The sequence below is a fragment of the Spartinivicinus ruber genome, assembly GCF_011009015.1.
Classification (GTDB): domain Bacteria; phylum Pseudomonadota; class Gammaproteobacteria; order Pseudomonadales; family Zooshikellaceae; genus Spartinivicinus; species Spartinivicinus ruber.
Window position 1 is genome coordinate 1 of record NZ_CP048880.1, and the last position, 17060, is coordinate 17060.

The 17060-nt window shown below is 38.0% G+C and carries 15 protein-coding genes and 1 pseudogene; 7 read left to right on the forward strand and 9 right to left on the reverse strand.

Going from position 1 to position 17060, the window contains the following annotated elements; all coding sequences use genetic code 11:
• Window positions 1-281 precede the first annotated feature (281 nt).
• Together vapC and G4Y78_RS30700 are read right to left on the reverse strand one after the other, a co-directional pair.
• Complete coding sequence (vapC, locus tag G4Y78_RS30695; protein ID WP_178124488.1) at window positions 282-683, reverse strand: type II toxin-antitoxin system tRNA(fMet)-specific endonuclease VapC; 402 nt, start codon at window positions 681-683, stop codon at window positions 282-284.
• Entirely contained in the window at window positions 684-986 is a 303-nt protein-coding gene (locus tag G4Y78_RS30700; protein WP_329604990.1) for an antitoxin, read from the reverse strand.
• 219 nt (window positions 987-1205) lie between these two features.
• Here G4Y78_RS30700 and G4Y78_RS29430 point away from each other — a divergent pair, with 219 nt between their 5' ends.
• Entirely contained in the window at window positions 1206-1385 is a 180-nt protein-coding gene (locus tag G4Y78_RS29430; RefSeq protein ID WP_163836801.1) for a hypothetical protein, read from the forward strand.
• Here the strand turns inward: G4Y78_RS29430 and nhaR are convergent.
• Complete coding sequence (gene nhaR / locus G4Y78_RS29435; RefSeq protein ID WP_163836802.1) at window positions 1355-2266, reverse strand: transcriptional activator NhaR; 912 nt, start codon at window positions 2264-2266, stop codon at window positions 1355-1357. The two genes, G4Y78_RS29430 and nhaR, sit on opposite strands and share 31 nt — an antisense overlap.
• A gap of 199 nt (window positions 2267-2465) precedes the next feature.
• Between nhaR and G4Y78_RS29440 the strand changes: the two genes are divergently transcribed.
• The 4 genes from G4Y78_RS29440 (at window position 2466) to G4Y78_RS29455 (ending at window position 4308) form a co-directional block, all read left to right on the forward strand.
• On the forward strand, window positions 2466-2813 hold the full coding sequence (locus G4Y78_RS29440) for an HPF/RaiA family ribosome-associated protein (protein WP_163836803.1): 348 nt from the start codon (window positions 2466-2468) through the stop codon (window positions 2811-2813).
• A 46-nt stretch (window positions 2814-2859) separates the two neighbouring features.
• Window positions 2860-3522 carry a Bax inhibitor-1/YccA family protein gene (locus G4Y78_RS29445; protein ID WP_163836804.1) on the forward strand — a complete coding sequence of 221 codons (663 nt, stop codon included), beginning with the start codon at window positions 2860-2862 and terminating at the stop codon, window positions 3520-3522.
• 211 nt (window positions 3523-3733) lie between these two features.
• Window positions 3734-3928 carry a type II toxin-antitoxin system VapB family antitoxin gene (locus G4Y78_RS29450; RefSeq protein WP_163836805.1) on the forward strand — a complete coding sequence of 65 codons (195 nt, stop codon included), beginning with the start codon at window positions 3734-3736 and terminating at the stop codon, window positions 3926-3928.
• On the forward strand, window positions 3928-4308 hold the full coding sequence (locus tag G4Y78_RS29455; protein WP_163836806.1) for a type II toxin-antitoxin system VapC family toxin: 381 nt from the start codon (window positions 3928-3930) through the stop codon (window positions 4306-4308). Before G4Y78_RS29450 ends, G4Y78_RS29455 begins: the two co-directional genes overlap by 1 nt.
• 448 nt (window positions 4309-4756) lie before the next feature.
• Here the strand turns inward: G4Y78_RS29455 and G4Y78_RS29460 are convergent, their stop codons facing one another.
• From G4Y78_RS29460 to G4Y78_RS29470, 3 genes and pseudogenes are all read right to left on the reverse strand, one after another.
• Window positions 4757-7354 (reverse strand): proprotein convertase P-domain-containing protein, encoded by a 2598-nt coding sequence (locus tag G4Y78_RS29460; RefSeq protein WP_163836807.1) that lies wholly within the window; start codon window positions 7352-7354, stop codon window positions 4757-4759.
• Window positions 7355-7533: 179 nt separating this feature from the next.
• On the reverse strand, window positions 7534-11856 hold the full coding sequence (locus tag G4Y78_RS29465) for a hypothetical protein (protein WP_163836808.1): 4323 nt from the start codon (window positions 11854-11856) through the stop codon (window positions 7534-7536).
• Window positions 11857-11943: 87 nt separating this feature from the next.
• Window positions 11944-12330: pseudogene (locus G4Y78_RS29470) on the reverse strand (IS6 family transposase); the annotation flags it as partial.
• Between the two features lie 55 nt (window positions 12331-12385).
• Between G4Y78_RS29470 and G4Y78_RS29475 the strand changes: the two are divergent.
• Entirely contained in the window at window positions 12386-12613 is a 228-nt protein-coding gene (locus tag G4Y78_RS29475; protein WP_163836912.1) for a DDE-type integrase/transposase/recombinase, read from the forward strand.
• 153 nt (window positions 12614-12766) lie between these two features.
• Here G4Y78_RS29475 and G4Y78_RS29480 read toward each other — a convergent pair whose 3' ends face one another.
• The 3 genes from G4Y78_RS29480 to G4Y78_RS29490 all read right to left on the reverse strand — a co-directional run bounded on the left by G4Y78_RS29480 (window position 12767) and on the right by G4Y78_RS29490 (window position 14632).
• The gene (locus G4Y78_RS29480; protein WP_163836809.1) at window positions 12767-13060 is read right to left on the reverse strand and encodes a hypothetical protein; all 294 of its coding nucleotides are present in this window, start codon (window positions 13058-13060) and stop codon (window positions 12767-12769) included.
• Window positions 13061-13517: 457 nt separating this feature from the next.
• A complete protein-coding gene (locus G4Y78_RS29485) occupies window positions 13518-14051 on the reverse strand; it encodes a hypothetical protein (protein ID WP_163836810.1) in 534 nt (177 codons plus the stop codon).
• 233 nt (window positions 14052-14284) lie between these two features.
• Entirely contained in the window at window positions 14285-14632 is a 348-nt protein-coding gene (locus G4Y78_RS29490) for a hypothetical protein (protein WP_163836811.1), read from the reverse strand.
• 1057 nt (window positions 14633-15689) lie between these two features.
• Here G4Y78_RS29490 and G4Y78_RS31230 point away from each other — a divergent pair.
• Window positions 15690-17012, forward strand: a complete 1323-nt coding sequence (locus tag G4Y78_RS31230; protein WP_163836812.1) for a hypothetical protein — start codon at window positions 15690-15692, stop codon at window positions 17010-17012.
• Window positions 17013-17060: the final 48 nt, after the last annotated feature.

Below are 17060 nucleotides of genomic sequence, written 5' to 3' on the forward strand. Positions count from 1 at the left end.
CCCTGTTTATGTCAATTAATTCACACTTTGAATTAACATATTTTAAACATTTAAACTCTGCACTAGCAAAATTCGAAAACAATAGTCCTAAAAATATAAAAAGAGATATTTTTTTAAACATAAAATACTACTCCTGCCGTGTTATTTTTGCTCGTAAGAATAGTAGGATTATTTTTGGATTTATTTTTTGATATGCGTCAGTTGTTTGACTGATCAGTCTTTAGAGTTTTAGAAAAGCCGCTTAGCGGCTCTCTGGCCTAAATAGCTTGTCTTGAGCAATATCAGTGGTTATTCACCCAATTTTCTATAGTAATGCCAGGGTATTTTTGAAAGTCTTTAACATTGTTAGTAACAAGCACTACATCCAACGACTTTGCATGAGCTGCTATTAGCTTATCCAGAGCATCACCTTTGCGTTTAGGCGCACCAGCCCGTAAAACGCCGTATGACTGAGCTGCTTTATCCTCAAACGGCATTACGGGTATATCTTCTAGGAGTAACTTCAGTGCTTGGGCATTTCTTTCTTTTTCAGCACTGACTTCTACACCATACTCAAGCTCGCCTAATGTGATAGATGAAATGACGACATCACCGTAGTAGCAATCAGCAAAACGGTCAGCGACTTCCTTGGGATGCTTTTTCATCAAGTAAATACAAATGTTAGTGTCTAGCATGTACTTCATCTACAGCATATCCCTTTCTGGCTCATCGTCTGATTCTCTGCCTTGTGCCATGAAGTCATCAGAAAAACCTTCGAATTTCTTCATTAGGTTGGTTAAACGGCGTTTAGCTGGGCGTATACGTAGCTCATCACCAATACGCTCTATCTCGTAATCCATATCTAGGCGGTCGAACTGGAGTTCGGCGGGAATCCTCACAGCCTGAGAGTTACCGCTTTTGAATACTTTGGTTAGTGACATAGGAATAGCCTTGATGTTTATTTGTATATACGAGTATATACTATAACTAGGTTGTTGTAAATACATGTATATACATCGTATCAACCGAGGCTAAGTGTTGAGGGTGAAGGGCTGTGTAGATACTTTAATATTCACTAGCCCTGTCTATACTGCTATAGCTAGAAAATCATAAAGTGACATAGTCAATATGCTTAACAAACAGAATATATCTGGGGTAGAGGCATTCTATTTATGCCAGATTATAGATTTCCAGCTATATGTAATCAGTCACCCTGAGTAGTAATAATGCTTAAACCTGCAACAAAAGCAGCCGCTATTTTATGTATTTTATTCTCGTCTTTTTTGTTTGCTGGCGATCAAGAACAGTTTATTGATGCTGCTTACAATGGTGATTTAGCCACTGTAAACGCAATGTTAGCCAATATTAATGAGTTTTATCCTAGCGCATCTGAGAATATTTCCTGAGCAGCCTTGACTAATAACTTAACTCCAGGATGCTTCACTTTACGCTCAGGTGAAATAGCGTAAAAGCGTTCAGTAACCTGTGTTGTACGACCAATAATTGATACTCCATAATGCTCTGCTACATGCTCTTCAATAATACTGGGTGTGCAAAATACACCATAGCCCGATTGACCAAAATGCTTCATCATAGCGCTATCATCAAATTCAGCAACTGTAGTAGGAGAAATTTGCTCCTGATTAAACCAAGACTGCAAATTTATTTTTTGGTTAGATTTATCTCCACAAATAAGAAAGGGATGTTGATGCAATGACTGTGGAAAATTTTTTTGGAGTTTTTTAGCAATTTTATTTTTAGCATAAAAACTTAAGCCACATTCACCTAAAAAATGATTATAAGCACGTATAGGTATACCAGGTGTTAGCGGCTGGTCAGATAAAATAAGATCTAACTTGTTGAGGGCTAGGTCAGATAATAATGCATTAAAGTCTCCCTCTTGACAGATCAACTTAGTAGGCCCCTCCAGCTGAAAGCTGCTTTCGAGAATATTCACTGCTAAAATTTTTGGGATAACATCAATGACACCGACATTAAATACAAACTGTAAGTTAGTATCCTGTGCCTTCAGGCTTTGCTGCAACTCTGTACCCAGTGCAAAAATATCCTCCGCATAACTGTATACAAGTTTGCCGATATCGTTCATCACAAGGCGTCTACCTTTTCTATCAAATAACCTAACGCCCAGATAGTCTTCAAATACAGAGAGCTGACCACTTATTGTCTGTGGAGATATATGAAGTAATTCCGATGCTTTTACGATACTACCTTCGCTTGCAACGGTATAGAAGTAGCGTAAATGGTTGTAATTAAGTTGCTGAGTCATCGGTCTCCTCCCCACGAAAACATCCAACTCGATAATACGTTTTTTTCGAAGTAAATATCAAATAAATACGACTTTTATTGATCTTAGACTACTCATATATTGTACTGTAAGCGGTTAACAAAAGGACTGTTGGCTAGAAACTGTTAACACTGAATCATCAATAATTTATCACTTTATTAAACAGTTAGGAGAAGCCTTCATGAACTTTACGATCACGTTTAGAAATTTGAAAGACAATGGAGAAGTCATTAACTATATTGATCACCGGTTTGCATTTGCTTTCTCCAGGATGAGTGACAAGATTGAAAAAGCAATGATCACCCTCTCGAATATCAATGGACCCAAAGGTGGCATAGATAAGCAGTGCCAAATAATACTTAAACCAGTTGGCCTCAGGAAAATAGTTGTTGCTGAAAGGCGGGAGGATATCCGTGAAGCCATCGATCAATGCTTTTACAAGGCTAGCCAGTCCTTGAACCGGAAACAAGTACTATTTAAGAAACGACAACCAAAAGCTACCTTGCATACTGTGTTGTCAGCCTTCTAAGCAATAGCTTAACTAATTATATATCTTGCGAGGTTGAGCAATAACTATGGACATTACAAAACGTGCATCAAAAACACAATCAGTTGCGGTTGATCAATCATCTCACCGTGTATTGAAAAATACCTATCTATTATTATCAGCCACATTGTTTTTTAGTGCACTAACAGCAATGTTTAGTGCTGCCTTAAATCTGCCACACCCTGGTTTGCTATTAACCTTAGCAGGCTACTTTGGCTTGTTATTTTTAACGACTAAATTTCGAAATAGTGTTCATGGACTTTACTGTGTGTTCGCATTGACAGGATTTATGGGTTATACCCTCGGGCCGATCATTGGAGCCTACTGGTCGATGGCCCCTACTGTGATTATGCAGGCTTTAGGTGGCACGGCCCTTGTGTTTTTTAGCTTGTCGGCATTTGCATTAACTACTAAACGTGACTTTAGTTTTTTAGGAAAGTCATTGTTTATCGGGATACTGGTGGCTTTTCTTGCTGGAATAGGCGCAATATTTTTTGAAATACCGGCTTTGTCTCTTGCTGTGTCTGCCATGTTTGTCCTATTAATGTCTGGGCTGATCCTGTATGAAACCAACCAGATTGTTCAAGGTGGGGAAACCAACTACATTATGGCAACTGTTTCTCTGTTCGTAGCCATATTCAATTTGTTTACGAGCCTAATGCATCTCTTAGGGTTTGCTCAGTCAGAGTAGTCAATAAATACTTTATAGCCGCCTAACAAGAAACTGCGCTTACTGATGCGCAGTTTCTTATCTGACGGATCAAACGCTTATGGTGATCCCCCCCCACGGACACTTGTCATTAGGAAATTAGACGCATAGCAATACCTGTGGCTTAAACCCATCTTGCCATGATGCTTAATTTGATTCATAGTTACATCAATACTGATTCAAGGATATTGCCATGCGTACAACCGTTACTATTGATGATGCTTTATATGACAAAGCTCTGGAAATGGCTGACCCTAATATGGATAAGTCAGAGCTTTTCAGAGAAGCAGTCAAAACATTCGTAAGAGTACAAGCAGCTAAGCGCCTCGCAGCTTTAGGTGGTGCAGCACCTGAAATGCAGGATATACCACGCCGTGGTACTGAATAATGAGTGTGCTTGTTGATACTTCTGTATGGGTAGATCACTTCAGAAACCGAAACAACGCCTTGGTTAATCTTATTCAGATTGACTTGGCGTTGACTCACCCGATGGTTTTAGTTGAGCTTGCTTGTGGTACACCTCCAGCCCCACGCGCACAAACACTCAGCGATATAGGGCTATTACAACCAGCTAATCAGGCAAGCTTGAGCGAAGTAATGGAGTTCATCAAGCGTGAAAATTTGTATGGGCTAGGGTGTGGGTTGGTAGATACAGCATTGCTGGCATCAACATTGATCACGCCAGGTGCAAAGTTATGGACATTAGATAAACGTCTTGCAAATTTAGCTGAGCGTTTTGATGTGAGATACCAGCCAAATTTACACTAGATACTGATTAAGCTAGGAGGCTCAGCCCCTCCTAGCAACCTCATCCTGTTATGGCCAGTACAAGGCTGGCCAACACTAACAAAAACCCGCCGATAGTACAAGTTTTGTACACCTCTTGCTGTGTAGCAGTGCTACGTATTGTTTCCCGTGGAACATTTTGTGTTTCACAGGGCAAGCCACTACAGCTGAGCGTGAACAGGTCACGGCGGTGTATTTGGGGAGGTGAGGGAATTAAAAAAGCCCCCGGAGGGGGCTTTATAGTGGGGTCCTATTCATTCGATTTCAGCCCCCATAGTCAGGATTTATTGATTTCCTTCATTAGCTTAACAGCCTTATTTACCATATTGTCATTATCTTTATGCATTAGCAGGTTAAGTGTGTCTTGAAAGTAGGCATTTTTGAATCTGAAAAAAATTTTCGACACAACCATTTCTGAACCATGCCGTACTCACAAATCCTCACAAGTTGCCTCTGACACCGAACTAATAGACCAGCTATTTAATACGCCTGGATTAGTATATGACCTGTCTGCAGTAACAACTAAAGTCCATGTGCCATTATGGTTTTCTCCCTCAAAGGCCGATAAGCTTTCAGCTGGGGTCAAATCTTCAGGGTATGTACCAAAAAACTCTTTTGCATAAGCACCTGACTCAATCTCAATTATTTCTGAATGAGTTTTTTCTTTTAATACAACAGTTGTCCCAGAAGGAGATGTCAAGGTAATCGATATATCTTTAATATTGTCATAGTTTAAGTTTATACCTACTGAAATTTTGCTATTAGGTCTAGCATCTGAAATTGTTATTTGATCAGTTATTGATACTGGATCATAAAGTTTGCTTCCAGTTGCCTGAGGAAAAGCAACTGCATTTTCTGAAGTTTTGTAGACAACCCCTCTTTCACCAACAGGTAGAGTAAAATAGTCAACATAAGATTTTCTAAGGTCACCTTCAAAATAGTTTACTTTCAGCTTTAGAGGGATATCGTCTCCACATGCATGCTCATTTGATAAAGCCAGAACATAAGGCTGTTGATTAAATTGAGTAGAATGTGGATTTAAGTTAGGATAGTTTGTAACAGGTTCCTCAATATTTATTGAGGGTTCAGTAGCTAATAGCTCTGCTGTAATATTCGAAATCTCTTGATTAGTCGTGTTTTTCAAAGGTATTGTCACATTAATACTTTTACCTGGCTGAATATAGTTTTTTCCATTTTGATCACTTACTGAAGACTCAACTACATCAATTGTAGGCTGCAAAATATTCATTCTTGAAAAATATTTTGTAAAAACTCTAGCGTGTGGGCCATTGGGATATAAATTCTCAGCGCTATTCACAATTGATGCAGCCATTTCAGGCATAGTAACTCCCTCTGCGAAACCATACTGAGCCTCTAAAATAACTGTATCAATTTCGCTACGATTTACTCCAAGCTTTAACAATTCAAGATGAGACTGCACAAGAGGCGTTGACCAAAGGTCATCACCATTAACTCCATTGACATACCTATGGGCTCTATATTTGCGAGAAGGATCATAACGAAAATTTAAACGATCAAAACGACGTTCTGGACCGGCTTTACGGCAATCAGGATGCCAATCCCAACTGATAGCTCTTTCAGGGTGAAATGTTAAACCATTAGGTGTAGTGTAACGGTAGGAGGCTGCCCAGTAGTCAGAAAACCCCTCGCCAATAGCTCCTGTATCCCCACCTTTAAATTTAGGGTTAATTGCGTAAGTAAGAGCATGACCATATTCATGTAAAATGACATCACTATCTTCATTATCATCAATACACCCGTGCCCAAAAGAGAGTTTTCTAATATCAGGTAAATATCTTGACTGGTTTCGACCTCTAATACCGTCTGTATCAACAGGTATAGAGCGATACTGTATGCCTCGACTGCCAGTAAAACCTAATGATTGAATATACCTTTGGTTTTGGTCAATATGATAGTAAGTCATGGCATCATTAAAGGCATTATTACCTCGTTTTGCAAACCAATTTCCATCAGCAGTTGTACTTGGTAGAGTGTTTGGTTTATCAAAGTCTTCAATAGTTACCCAGGGTCCCGTTAAATAATAAACTCCATTTTTAAATGTAATATCTTTCAGGATTTTAGAAACGTAAGCTCCTTCAAAGCTTTCAGCTGGTGATGTATCTTCTAGAGTGTCATTTTGCAAAGTGACTTTAGGGTTTGGGTCAAAAACAAGTCCCATGCCATCCACTGTTGTAGTTTCAGCCAAAGCACGCCTATCATTTTGGACATTCTCATTATCTGTTGATGAATCTAACTCCTCTAATGCTGTATCCAGAGATTTGTGATTTTTATTAACAGGAAATCGAGTCCATTTTTCATCATCCCCTTCGTCATTTGCATTTTTAAAGTAAGGCAAGTCGACTCGGTATGCCTTAATAATCTCTCCAGATAGTGCATTAACATAGAACTCCCAACTACCATGAGGAGTTCCAATTGATATGTTAACCTTGAAAGCTTTAATAAATTCAGAGTTTTTATTGATATAAACAAGCTTTGCCTGTGGTCGTGCCAATAGCTTCCCATCAGATTGCAAGTAATCCCAACATAATTCGCTTGCAGTTTGCTCATCAATAATACCCAACCCAATCGATCTTTTAGATCGTTTAGCATGCTCCGAAACACTGAAATTAGCAGATGCCGGATAAGTATTATTGTAGACACGTATAACATTTCTATTGTTTGTGTCAATTGACACAATAATCTCAGCACCATCTACTTCAATATCGTGTAAATACTGTTGGAAATAGAAATGTTTAGCTAAAAGACTTGTCTTTACTTTAGTTAATCTTAAACTCTCGAAGATAGCGTTTAAACCATATTTACTTTTACTTTGTTCTAAAAATTGAAGTGCTCGCTGCTCATTATTACCTGATAACTCCAAGGAAACACTTGGTTGTAAGTCTAGCTTAATAGTTTTACGAAAATCACTATGATGAGTTAATGAGGCTGACACAGATTGTGCCAATATCGATAGACCTAAAACACACGGCGATAAGTAATAATTCATATAGATACCTGATTGTTAGATAAAATACTTAATTTAATCTTAATGGATAGCTTGACTTCTTTTGAGAAATTAACGTGCTTCTTATTTCTAAACATAATTGAAGTGAAAAGTGTAAATAAAATATATAAACACATGGAGTTATAGTATTTAGCTACTGGCACTGCCAGTGGCTATGTTTTTTACTCTACACTTATTGATTCAATGGGGTAGCGTGAGGTAAATATACCCCAATCTACAAGCTCTCCCGTTCTAAAGTCATAAACTCCTTGACCAAGCGTAATTTTGGGTGTTAAAGAATCATTTTCAACATGTGGTTGAGGTAACGATGTTTCGCTGATAGTGACTACAACAACGGGCTGTTCTTTTCCATCAAAGCGAGTGCTAGTTCTACGTATATTATCAATTTGAAACGCATTCCCTGGTGTATAAACAGATTCAGCCTCACCTGCGTCATTTCGCCACGAGAAAGGAGCAAAAACCTTAGCGTCTTGAGGATGACGTATCTCAAAAATAATTGAGGTCATATCAAACTGCTTTCCTGTTTCACCTATTTCGCCACCAGCAAAGTCACGAATTACGCCAGGGTTTTCTGTGAATGATAGAAAATCTGTATTAACTAAAATGTTTCCTTTATTTAGTGCTCCGACTCTAAAAGCTACGCCAGAAGTTCCTCTGGCTCCGCTCCCTCCTCGATAAAGAACATCTGATGCACTTTGGGGTAATTTGTTAATAATTTTTGCTAGATCTACTACACGCTCTGCAGCTGTTTCCCCAAAAGTAAATGTATTACTAAAAGTAGCCGGAATACTATACTCTTTGCCGTAGCGTAAAAAATTATTAACAAACATATTTGAGTCATAACTATAAAGTTGAAGGTTTGCTGATTCCTCATCAGTAACAGTTATAGCTGCTTGTTCTAAAATTCTCTGTTGTCTTTCTAAAGCAATTCTACCAGCCTCTTTTTTAGGAATGATTTCTATTGAACTATTTTCACTCAAAATATCTTCAATTCTAGCTTCGTAGCTGGATTGGCTTTCTTGATGTTCCATTCTTAATGGAGAATTACTAATATAATTATTTTTTATATCAAAAATTTCTGCTGTGTTATCTTCTCCTCGACAAAAGTGACAAATCATTTTGGTAGGAGTATTGGGTCCATAGGTTTCTTTCAGGGCGTCAATAACATCAGATAACCTCAATCCTAGGGCATTTTCATTTAAATTGATGATAGTGAATGAGCTATTTGGTTGTGATGTTGATTCGTCAGTATTTTTTTGTCTTGAGATATAGTGAGCAATACTTTCATGACTTTCAATGTTAGAAGAGGAAAGGCTATAGTCTTTCATTTTGATTTGTGAAATATCATAGACTTGTGACTCATGTTTATAACGAACTTTATTTTCTTTTAATCTGTTTAGTAAATCAAATGCATCATCACCTAGCCCACCTGATTGTAAAATAGTATTTGCTGGAGTAGCAAAGTCCAAGGCCAATCCTTCGGGTTTTATAAACATGATGGCCTCTTTACCAGAGCCATGTGCTAATAATACAAATGTATCAGAGACTGCTGCTGTTTTGTGGTAGGCTAGAGCAATTTCTTGTCCATTAAGCTTTAGGCTAGAAATATTTATTTTGTAGCGAGTTTCAAGGGTATTAATATTTTCAGATGATAAAAAAACATCATTGACTTTGATTCGGTTAACTACATTATTTTGTACTAGGTAGTCCCGCGTTTCTTCAAAACTATCGAATGATAATGGTGTTTCACTATTGGGTATATATAAAGTTACTTGATCTGATGAATTTGCGTCAAACAAAACTGTATATTGTGAGTCCTGTCTTTTAGAAACATCATCAATGACTTTAACCTCATCACCTAGAAACCATGCGCTGTTAAAGATAAATTCATTTTTTCGGTAACTGGCTAATAAAGATTTCGCCTCTGTTAATTGAGTAAAGGTTTTAAAATTTTTACCCTCGCCAGGAATATAGAGTTGATATGTACCGTTTGCTTCTGCTGAGGGCCAAATAAGTAATCTGGCCTCATAATCAACTGAGCTGGGTTGTTGACTTAATACCGTGATATCATTACCAAGATTTTGTTCTACCTCTCTTCTTAAAGTACTTATTTTATCAATTTTTTGTCGGAGTGACTCTCGACGTTGTATATAACCATATATATGTGCTTCTGCATCTTCAAGAGATGAAATTGCATGAGGTGAATCTTGATCAGGTATATAGATTTCTAATTTATTATTTTTTTCGTCCAGATAGATTTCAATATCAGTGATTATTTCTAAATTGGGCTTTCGTGTAACCACTTTAACATTGTCACCAAATTTATCTTGAGCTTGCTGAGATATTGACTCAAAAGACAGGTTACTACTATTTCCATCTGATGGAATAGTATGAGCGTCAAGTGAAGTTACATCGAGCTTAAAGCCAAACCAGTAGCCATTAGAAAAGCGAGCATATGCTTTACCTTGGTAAAGAATAACTTCTAATTGCTTATCGTCTTTTATGATATTTAGTTTTTTCGCCTGATAGATAGTTTCTGGCTGTGGAGTATTCCAAATTTGATTCAGTTCATTTTGTAAATTTACTGACGCTTTTCTTTGTAAAACAACAGGAACTGGCTTGCTCAAACTTTCAGTTTGAGCAAGGCGTTGACGGACTTTTGTTGATGCTCCTTGAAATAAACTACCAATAGCTGATGATTTTCGAGATAACCGATCGCCCACGCCTGTTGATTCTAAGGTATCAGCGGTTGCTTCAATGATAGCGCCAATGCCTTCAAGTTTTTCACTAGGATTATCGGCATTAGCAATCGTAACGCCGCCCACACCGACACCACCCAAAATAACGGCAAAGTCTAGTGCTTTTGCTATTTTTCCTGAAGTACCAACACCAATAATGCCAGCAAAAGAAGAAGCAAAATCAAACCAATACCGTAAGTTTTCGGCAAACTGCTCATTACGCTGTTTAAACTGACTATCAATGTCGGCGCGTGCAGCTTTAAAAAACTGGTCTGACATTTCACGGCCATATTTTTTGCCATTACGAATAGCATGTAACTTTAATTTTTTAACTGTTTCTCTAAGCTTTTGTTTTATTACTCCATTATTAGCACCAGGAAAAGGCTCACTTGGATACATAAAGTCAGAAAGACTAAACACAAATGCATTTTCAAAATTAACGTCATAATAGTGGTAAACTTCTCCTTTATGATCAGCACTTTGTCTTATTCCTTTATTGACAACCCAATCACGATACCAAGATAAGGCGTCGGTTTTACTGGTAAAGCCACCATGCACACCTTGTTTAGGCCCATTAGCAAAGTGCCAAATATATTTTGCTGCTTTTTTGTCAGCGATGAGTAGATGGTTTTTTGAGGTTATGGCTGCGATATTCTTGCGAGCAGGCATATGAGGAATGAAGGCTTCAATGTCTTTATCGCCATTAAGAAAACGTTCAATAACTGATACATCTTCTTGGGTTAATTCACCTTGTTCATAATTCACACTCATTGAACGGTAAGCAAGTTGTGCCGAATAAAGTAATTGATCGCTAAAATACTGACTGAAAGCTTGAGTATTTTCCCCTCTAATTTGAGCGGTAATCATGTACGCCCAATCAGAGGCATCTAACTTCTGGTTTTTTGAAGCCCTGAGAAATGCATTTGTAGCTTCAGAACTAAACGTGACGGAAGGATTAGCGATATGCCACACTTTAAAATCACTGGTATCTCCAACAATTTTTCCATTTCCTGCTCGTGTTTGTTGGCGTTCTTCTGCGATGTTACCCGTGTTTTCTTCTTTTCTAGTGGGTGGAGAAGCATAAGATGAAAGAGAGATACCTATAGGAAGCTCATACCGTTGCCGCCAATGTATCTTTGAAAAGTCGATAAGGTTGTGATCCTCAATCTTAATGTCCATTGTACTTTGTACAGCCTGTTCAATGACCTGTATATCAGGCCACTCAGGATGGCCTTCGATCCGTTTACCCTGCTTATCTAACAGTACTGAGGTGGGTCCACCAGATGGAGTAGGGAATATCGGCTGTCCTGTTCGATGTGCACCAGCAAGGTAAAAACGATTTGCGGGTGCAGAGCTACCAAATGCCCGCATTTTAGCGAGGCTAAGTAATGGCATTTGAGTCCATTCAAAGGTTGTTGGCCGTGTCTGTCGACTCAGCCAGTCAGCGCTTAACAGTGCTGCATTTGATGGAACATCAATATTGGCTTCTCTCATTATACCAACGGTGACAACAATATTTTCTGGTTCAGTAATACCTGCGGAAGTAAAGTGCTCAATAAGAATTTTGTCTACTCTGGCATTTATATTAGGTAAATCTTTCGTAGTAAGAGCCAGTTCTGAATTAACCCGAGAAGAAGCTATTTCAATTATATCAATAGAACCTACGTCTTGGATTGAGTTACCATAAATGTTATTGACACTCAAAGCTGCTAACGATACAGCTAAAAATAATGGTTTTAACCTCATTACATTACCTTTTATCTATATTGATACTCACAATGGTTCTGTCGCAAACTTTTCTCAATTTCAAAAATGCCTGCTTTCAAGACACACTTAACCTGCTAATGCACAAAATTGCTCAAATAGTGTTTTATGTTTTGTTGCTGGGTCAGCAGACTGACCTTTCCTAAACCTATAGATCAGCTCAATACCCATCAGTGTCGATCGAGCACTATTAAATGATTTAAAGCCTAACATGGGTCGAGTCATGCGCTTAATAAACCGATGATCCTGCTCAACCCTATTATTGAGGTACTTCACTTGCCTTATAACAACAGGCTTCTCCAGCTCTTTATTTACTTCTTCAATCGCGGCATTATTCGCTGAGCTGCCATCAGTCGTAATCGTGTCAGGGCTTCCATGCTGGCGCATGGCTTTTTTGAAAAAATGTTTAACGGCTTTGGTATCTCGGCGCTTTGTGAATAAGAGGTCAATGGTTTGGCCTACTTTATCGAAGGGTAAAACCTATATCTGGGTAAAGAAAGACTAGTACTATCTGTATCGGGCCGTCGATAAACAAGGGCGGACCATTGACTTTTTATTTATCAAACACTGGAACACTAAGGCTGCCAAACGTTTTTTCAAGAAGGCCATTCGTGCGAATGGCGTGCCAGAGAAGATCACCATTGATGGCAGTGCAGCGAATAAGGCGGGAATTGAAGCAAATAATCAAGAAATAGAGACGCCGATTATTATACGTCAACATAGAAAGCTTATTCACTAGTAGCTCCATTATTCATCTTCTTGAAACACCCTGCTTTCAGTTCTTCACTCGTTCTGATTTTTACATAACGAGTAGAGTGTTTGTAAGTAATAACTAGAGCGAAAATAATACACTACTCTTCTTGTATATTTTTTATTTTACAAAATCTTTACATTAGAATGTGGGCATGATTTGAATTGGTTGTGTCACAGCCAGTAGAGTAACTACAAAACACAGAGTATTAGCAGGAGTGGAAAAGGCTCTCACGAGAGGACAAACTTTGCGACAGAGCCGTTTATTCACTCGCCCCTGGTTATTCACCAGCTTTTCACTCAAGGTATGGTAAACCGCCGCTTCGGCCCCAAACCCAGTACTGTCCAGTTTGTTTGCTAAATCGTTAGCGGTATCCACTAAAAACTTGGCTTGGTTTCGCATCGCTTTCAGTTGCTTATTCGTCGGCTGCTGCATCCGTTGTACTCCACGACACTGGTTGAAAAAAGTCAATGGTAGCATTTTGTGGGTTTTTGGGGGCTATGGGCTATTTTTGTTTAGAATAAACTAATTTAGCCAATATCAAGATAAGGAATACGTATTACGGTTTTTGATAACATACTACAGGTTTTGTATGAAATCCTCCGATTCCTGAAGTTATCGGCGGGTTTTGATTGGACTGAAGTATAAGGGCATCAGGGGAGGGAGAAAGGGAATAAATATTACACTTTAATGTAATTAGAATACTGCCAGCCTTGGTATGTTTGAATGCACCGGGTTTATTATATCGAATAAGGAAAAAAACAATTTAATCAGCAAAACTATATGGAGTACTGACCATATAATTAAAGGCTTTCAGTGAAAGAGTGCATGATAATCGTTTTTATAAATAGTACTTCAATGCACCACCTATAGGTTAACTATGACTCCATCACTAGCCGTCTAAACAAATTACCCCATTAAGTGTGAAGTTATTTTGGTTGTTGTAACTACAAAAAGAGACAGTTCCTTCAGCAGTAATTAGCGCTTTCGCTTTATCAAACAAGCCTGTACCAGATATATTATAAATAGATTCAAATACACCAAAAGCACAAGGCGTGCCATCTACTTCGAAGCCAATGGGTGGCATTTTTAAAATTGCAACATCATTCTCAGTCTTTATACCCCCACTGGCAAACTCTATATGATGGTTTAATAGCGTTTGGATACGTAACTGCTTTTGAACTTCACCCAGAATCATACCATTTTCAGCAAAGATAGGAGCACCGCCACCTAAAGGAGAAAGCACAATGTTGATTTGTCCACTCTGTTGAGTAGAGGAAGTATTGATAGTATTAACTGTTCCATCCACAACAGTTAGTTTACCCTTGCAAGCTAGGGGCTTTTCCATAGCCGAAGCAACGGAGAAGAAAAAACCAAGAAGAAAAACAGTAATTATAGAAACTGCGACTTTAAATTGATACAACATAACAAGCCTACTTACTTAGATAATTAGACCTCAATAGTAATATTAGCAGCTCATTAAAAGAGCATATCAATTTCACCCTTGAAAACCCGATAAGTGGTGGCTATCAGAGGATTCTGGAAAGACAACAGAAGAGGTGGATAAGAAAGCAGCTGAGAGCCTTGGATACTGCTGTTAAGTCTTTGAGGGCAAGCCTCCGAAAGACCGGAGGCATCAATGGAGCATTTGTGGTAGGCCTAACAACTACTACCCGTTGGTGCTATACAATCTTGAACACTGTAACAATAGCCCCAACCACTGCCCGTATCAGCACACACCGCCCCACAGTCCGAACAATGACTAGCCCCATTACACTCGCTAGTACAGCTGGATTGGTCGGTCGCCAATGGGTCCGGGAGTAGGACATACGTAAAAGCAAGCGTTGGGACAGGGAAAGAATAATCTTGGAATGATTGGGTTGCTTTTTGCTGATCAGCTACCTCGCCAGCATAGCTCATGCCTGACAACATAAAACATAAGCAGAATAAAGTTATTTTGATAGGTGATATCCCTAGGTGCTTTTGAGTAAGGTTTCGCTTGTTCATATCAATTCCTTTTATAAAGAAAGATATCTCGGGAGCTTGCTCCCGAGTGTAACTGTAAAAATTCCGTTTGACCGAAGGTCAATCAGGTCGGCGTAAACTCGGTTGCTTGCGGCCGAGTAGTCGAGGTGAAGGAATTTTTTTAATCTCAAAGAAATATTTCCACTCTTCATGTCTGATACTGCCATTAACCTTTTTAAAACAGCTGTAAATCTGCAAATACTACGCCTTTCACTTAGCGTGTCGGCTTGAATAAAACCGAATAAATTATTATTAAAAATAATAGTGCTATTTTATTTCTCTATTTCCATTACCTTTAGTAGTTAACGGTCTCTTAATTTTAGTACATGCTTACTTGCGTGTTAGAAAATTAAAGTTTTACGTTATTTTTCTGTAGGCTAGCTTCATATTCATTCTGGACTAGACACTGTGAGGGTTCACCGCTATCTAGCCTGATCAAGCTACAGACAATCTGTCATATGTTTCCTGATAACTACCGATAAGTGGCGTTATCGGCGGGTTTTGAATAGGCTGTAGATGACATGAAGCACTCAGTCAACCTTAGAGCTAAGCGGTTAAATTTTATACACTACAGATAAATTAGATAAACCATAATCCCGCCAAATGTAAAGAAAGTAAATTTTTTGTAAAAAGACTTATCTATAACAAATCCTCAAGGAAAGTAGCGTACAATACGATCAATAGTTATTGCTTACAAACACTGAGTCATTGATGAAACACCAGAGCAAATGAAACTTACACTTATTTCAGGAGTATACTCTATCTATTTTTAATGCAAACGATGTCAATATAAAAATTTTTAATGTTAGTTGATTTATCTTCTTTAGTATTTTCCCTGAGCATGAGCAATTGTGAAAAAAGAAAACAGCACATAACCAAATCAACTTGCCTGGGCGTATGAATAACTGAAAACAGTATGTTTTAAGAAGATACCTCAAATAGCAGAAACCTTAACTTTGAAATTCAAAAAATATTCGGGATATAGTTATTACTAATAAAACTATATCTTTAAATTAAATAAAAATACAAAGGGTAGTACATGTCAGCAAACTTTCGTAAGTTATATCTACCAGCCTATGCAGGATTATTCAGTAGCCTTGTATCATTCAGTAGTTTTGCCGTAGAAACAACTTCAACAAATGTAATCGAGTATCCTAGTAGCTGCGATGAAAAAGTAGGAACAGCATCATGGAGCTGTTTGAAACATTTTGCAATGAGAGGTTTTTTATTAAGTCATGGCTTAACTGAACGACTTAATTATCGTCCTTATTGGAAACAGAAAAGAAGAACCATTCCGGTTTTAACGGTTGAGTTTATAGGTGATCAAGAAATTAAAATTCCAGATAGCCCATATGCTCATCATGTCAATACTTTCTGCAAACCTGATGGCACTCAAGAAGTAGAACAAGGATATGCATTACAACATGGTTTGTCTTATAAATTAAATGAAATTGCAAGTAGCATCTCTGAAGGAGGAGCCTGCTTAGTTGAATTTACCTCAAAGCTTGAAAAAGATCGCTACCTTCAAATCAAAGTTAAACCTTCAGAAGTTAAACCTACAGAAGTTAAACCTTCAGAAGTTAAACCTACAGAAGTTAAACCTTCAGAAGAGGGTGTAATAAAGGTACCTCGTTATAAGCCCAAACTATATACGCCGGAGCTAGTATCATTTTATACACCAAGTGTAAACACTCTTGATGAGTTATCGCAGTTAAGCGAAACAGAGTTACGTCAGGAGTGTTATGCATATGAGTACAAATATATTCACTCTTACAACCGCCGTTATGAAAAAATATGTACATGGGTAAAAATCAAAATGCAGATTTTAGACCAAGATTGGAAGCGTGAAATTAAAGAAATGATGGAGAGAAAAGAAGCTGAAGAAAAAATCTGTAATCAAGCTAAGTTCAATCCAGATATTAAAATTCAACCACCACTTTTCTGTAATGACAACAATGACCTTACTCTACAAGTCAAAAATTTACAGTCTCTGCCTACATTAGATTATTCTTTTGTTGGTGATAATAGTCTCTATAACGACGGTACTGAACCTGATCCCCGCATACATATACTTTGTACTGGATTAACTGATAACTATGGTAATACTAGGGCAACGCATGAAATGTCAAATGCTTATCTAGATAAATATAAAAGGATAAATTTATCATCTATATTTAATAAAAAAATCCATACTTCTATCCAAAATCATAAAGCAGGAGTATTTATAGATATGGATGAGATGGCCGATATGCTTAATGTGCAAGGCATAAATGAATGTTTTATTGAAAAGCAGGATGGCTATCATAAAGATGCTGGCACAATAACTCCTCACCTTTGGATTACAAATAAAACAACCCAATAGATCTTAGGGCTACCTACCTTTAATGGGGTCTTCCAGTGGCTCCATTAA

Bases quoted from the DNA above. Each gene is read 5' to 3' on its own strand.
- vapC (WP_178124488.1), bottom strand. From the start codon at position 683: ATGAAGTACATGCTAGACACTAACATTTGTATTTACTTGATGAAAAAG.
- G4Y78_RS30700 (WP_329604990.1), bottom strand. From the start codon at position 986: ATGTATTTACAACAACCTAGTTATAGTATATACTCGTATATACAAATA.
- G4Y78_RS29430 (WP_163836801.1), top strand. From the start codon at position 1,206: ATGCTTAAACCTGCAACAAAAGCAGCCGCTATTTTATGTATTTTATTC.
- nhaR (WP_163836802.1), bottom strand. From the start codon at position 2,266: ATGACTCAGCAACTTAATTACAACCATTTACGCTACTTCTATACCGTT.
- G4Y78_RS29440 (WP_163836803.1), top strand. From the start codon at position 2,466: ATGAACTTTACGATCACGTTTAGAAATTTGAAAGACAATGGAGAAGTC.
- G4Y78_RS29445 (WP_163836804.1), top strand. From the start codon at position 2,860: ATGGACATTACAAAACGTGCATCAAAAACACAATCAGTTGCGGTTGAT.
- G4Y78_RS29450 (WP_163836805.1), top strand. From the start codon at position 3,734: ATGCGTACAACCGTTACTATTGATGATGCTTTATATGACAAAGCTCTG.
- G4Y78_RS29455 (WP_163836806.1), top strand. From the start codon at position 3,928: ATGAGTGTGCTTGTTGATACTTCTGTATGGGTAGATCACTTCAGAAAC.
- G4Y78_RS29460 (WP_163836807.1), bottom strand. From the start codon at position 7,354: ATGAATTATTACTTATCGCCGTGTGTTTTAGGTCTATCGATATTGGCA.
- G4Y78_RS29465 (WP_163836808.1), bottom strand. From the start codon at position 11,856: ATGAGGTTAAAACCATTATTTTTAGCTGTATCGTTAGCAGCTTTGAGT.
- G4Y78_RS29480 (WP_163836809.1), bottom strand. From the start codon at position 13,060: ATGCAGCAGCCGACGAATAAGCAACTGAAAGCGATGCGAAACCAAGCC.
- G4Y78_RS29485 (WP_163836810.1), bottom strand. From the start codon at position 14,051: ATGTTGTATCAATTTAAAGTCGCAGTTTCTATAATTACTGTTTTTCTT.
- G4Y78_RS29490 (WP_163836811.1), bottom strand. From the start codon at position 14,632: ATGAACAAGCGAAACCTTACTCAAAAGCACCTAGGGATATCACCTATC.
- G4Y78_RS31230 (WP_163836812.1), top strand. From the start codon at position 15,690: ATGTCAGCAAACTTTCGTAAGTTATATCTACCAGCCTATGCAGGATTA.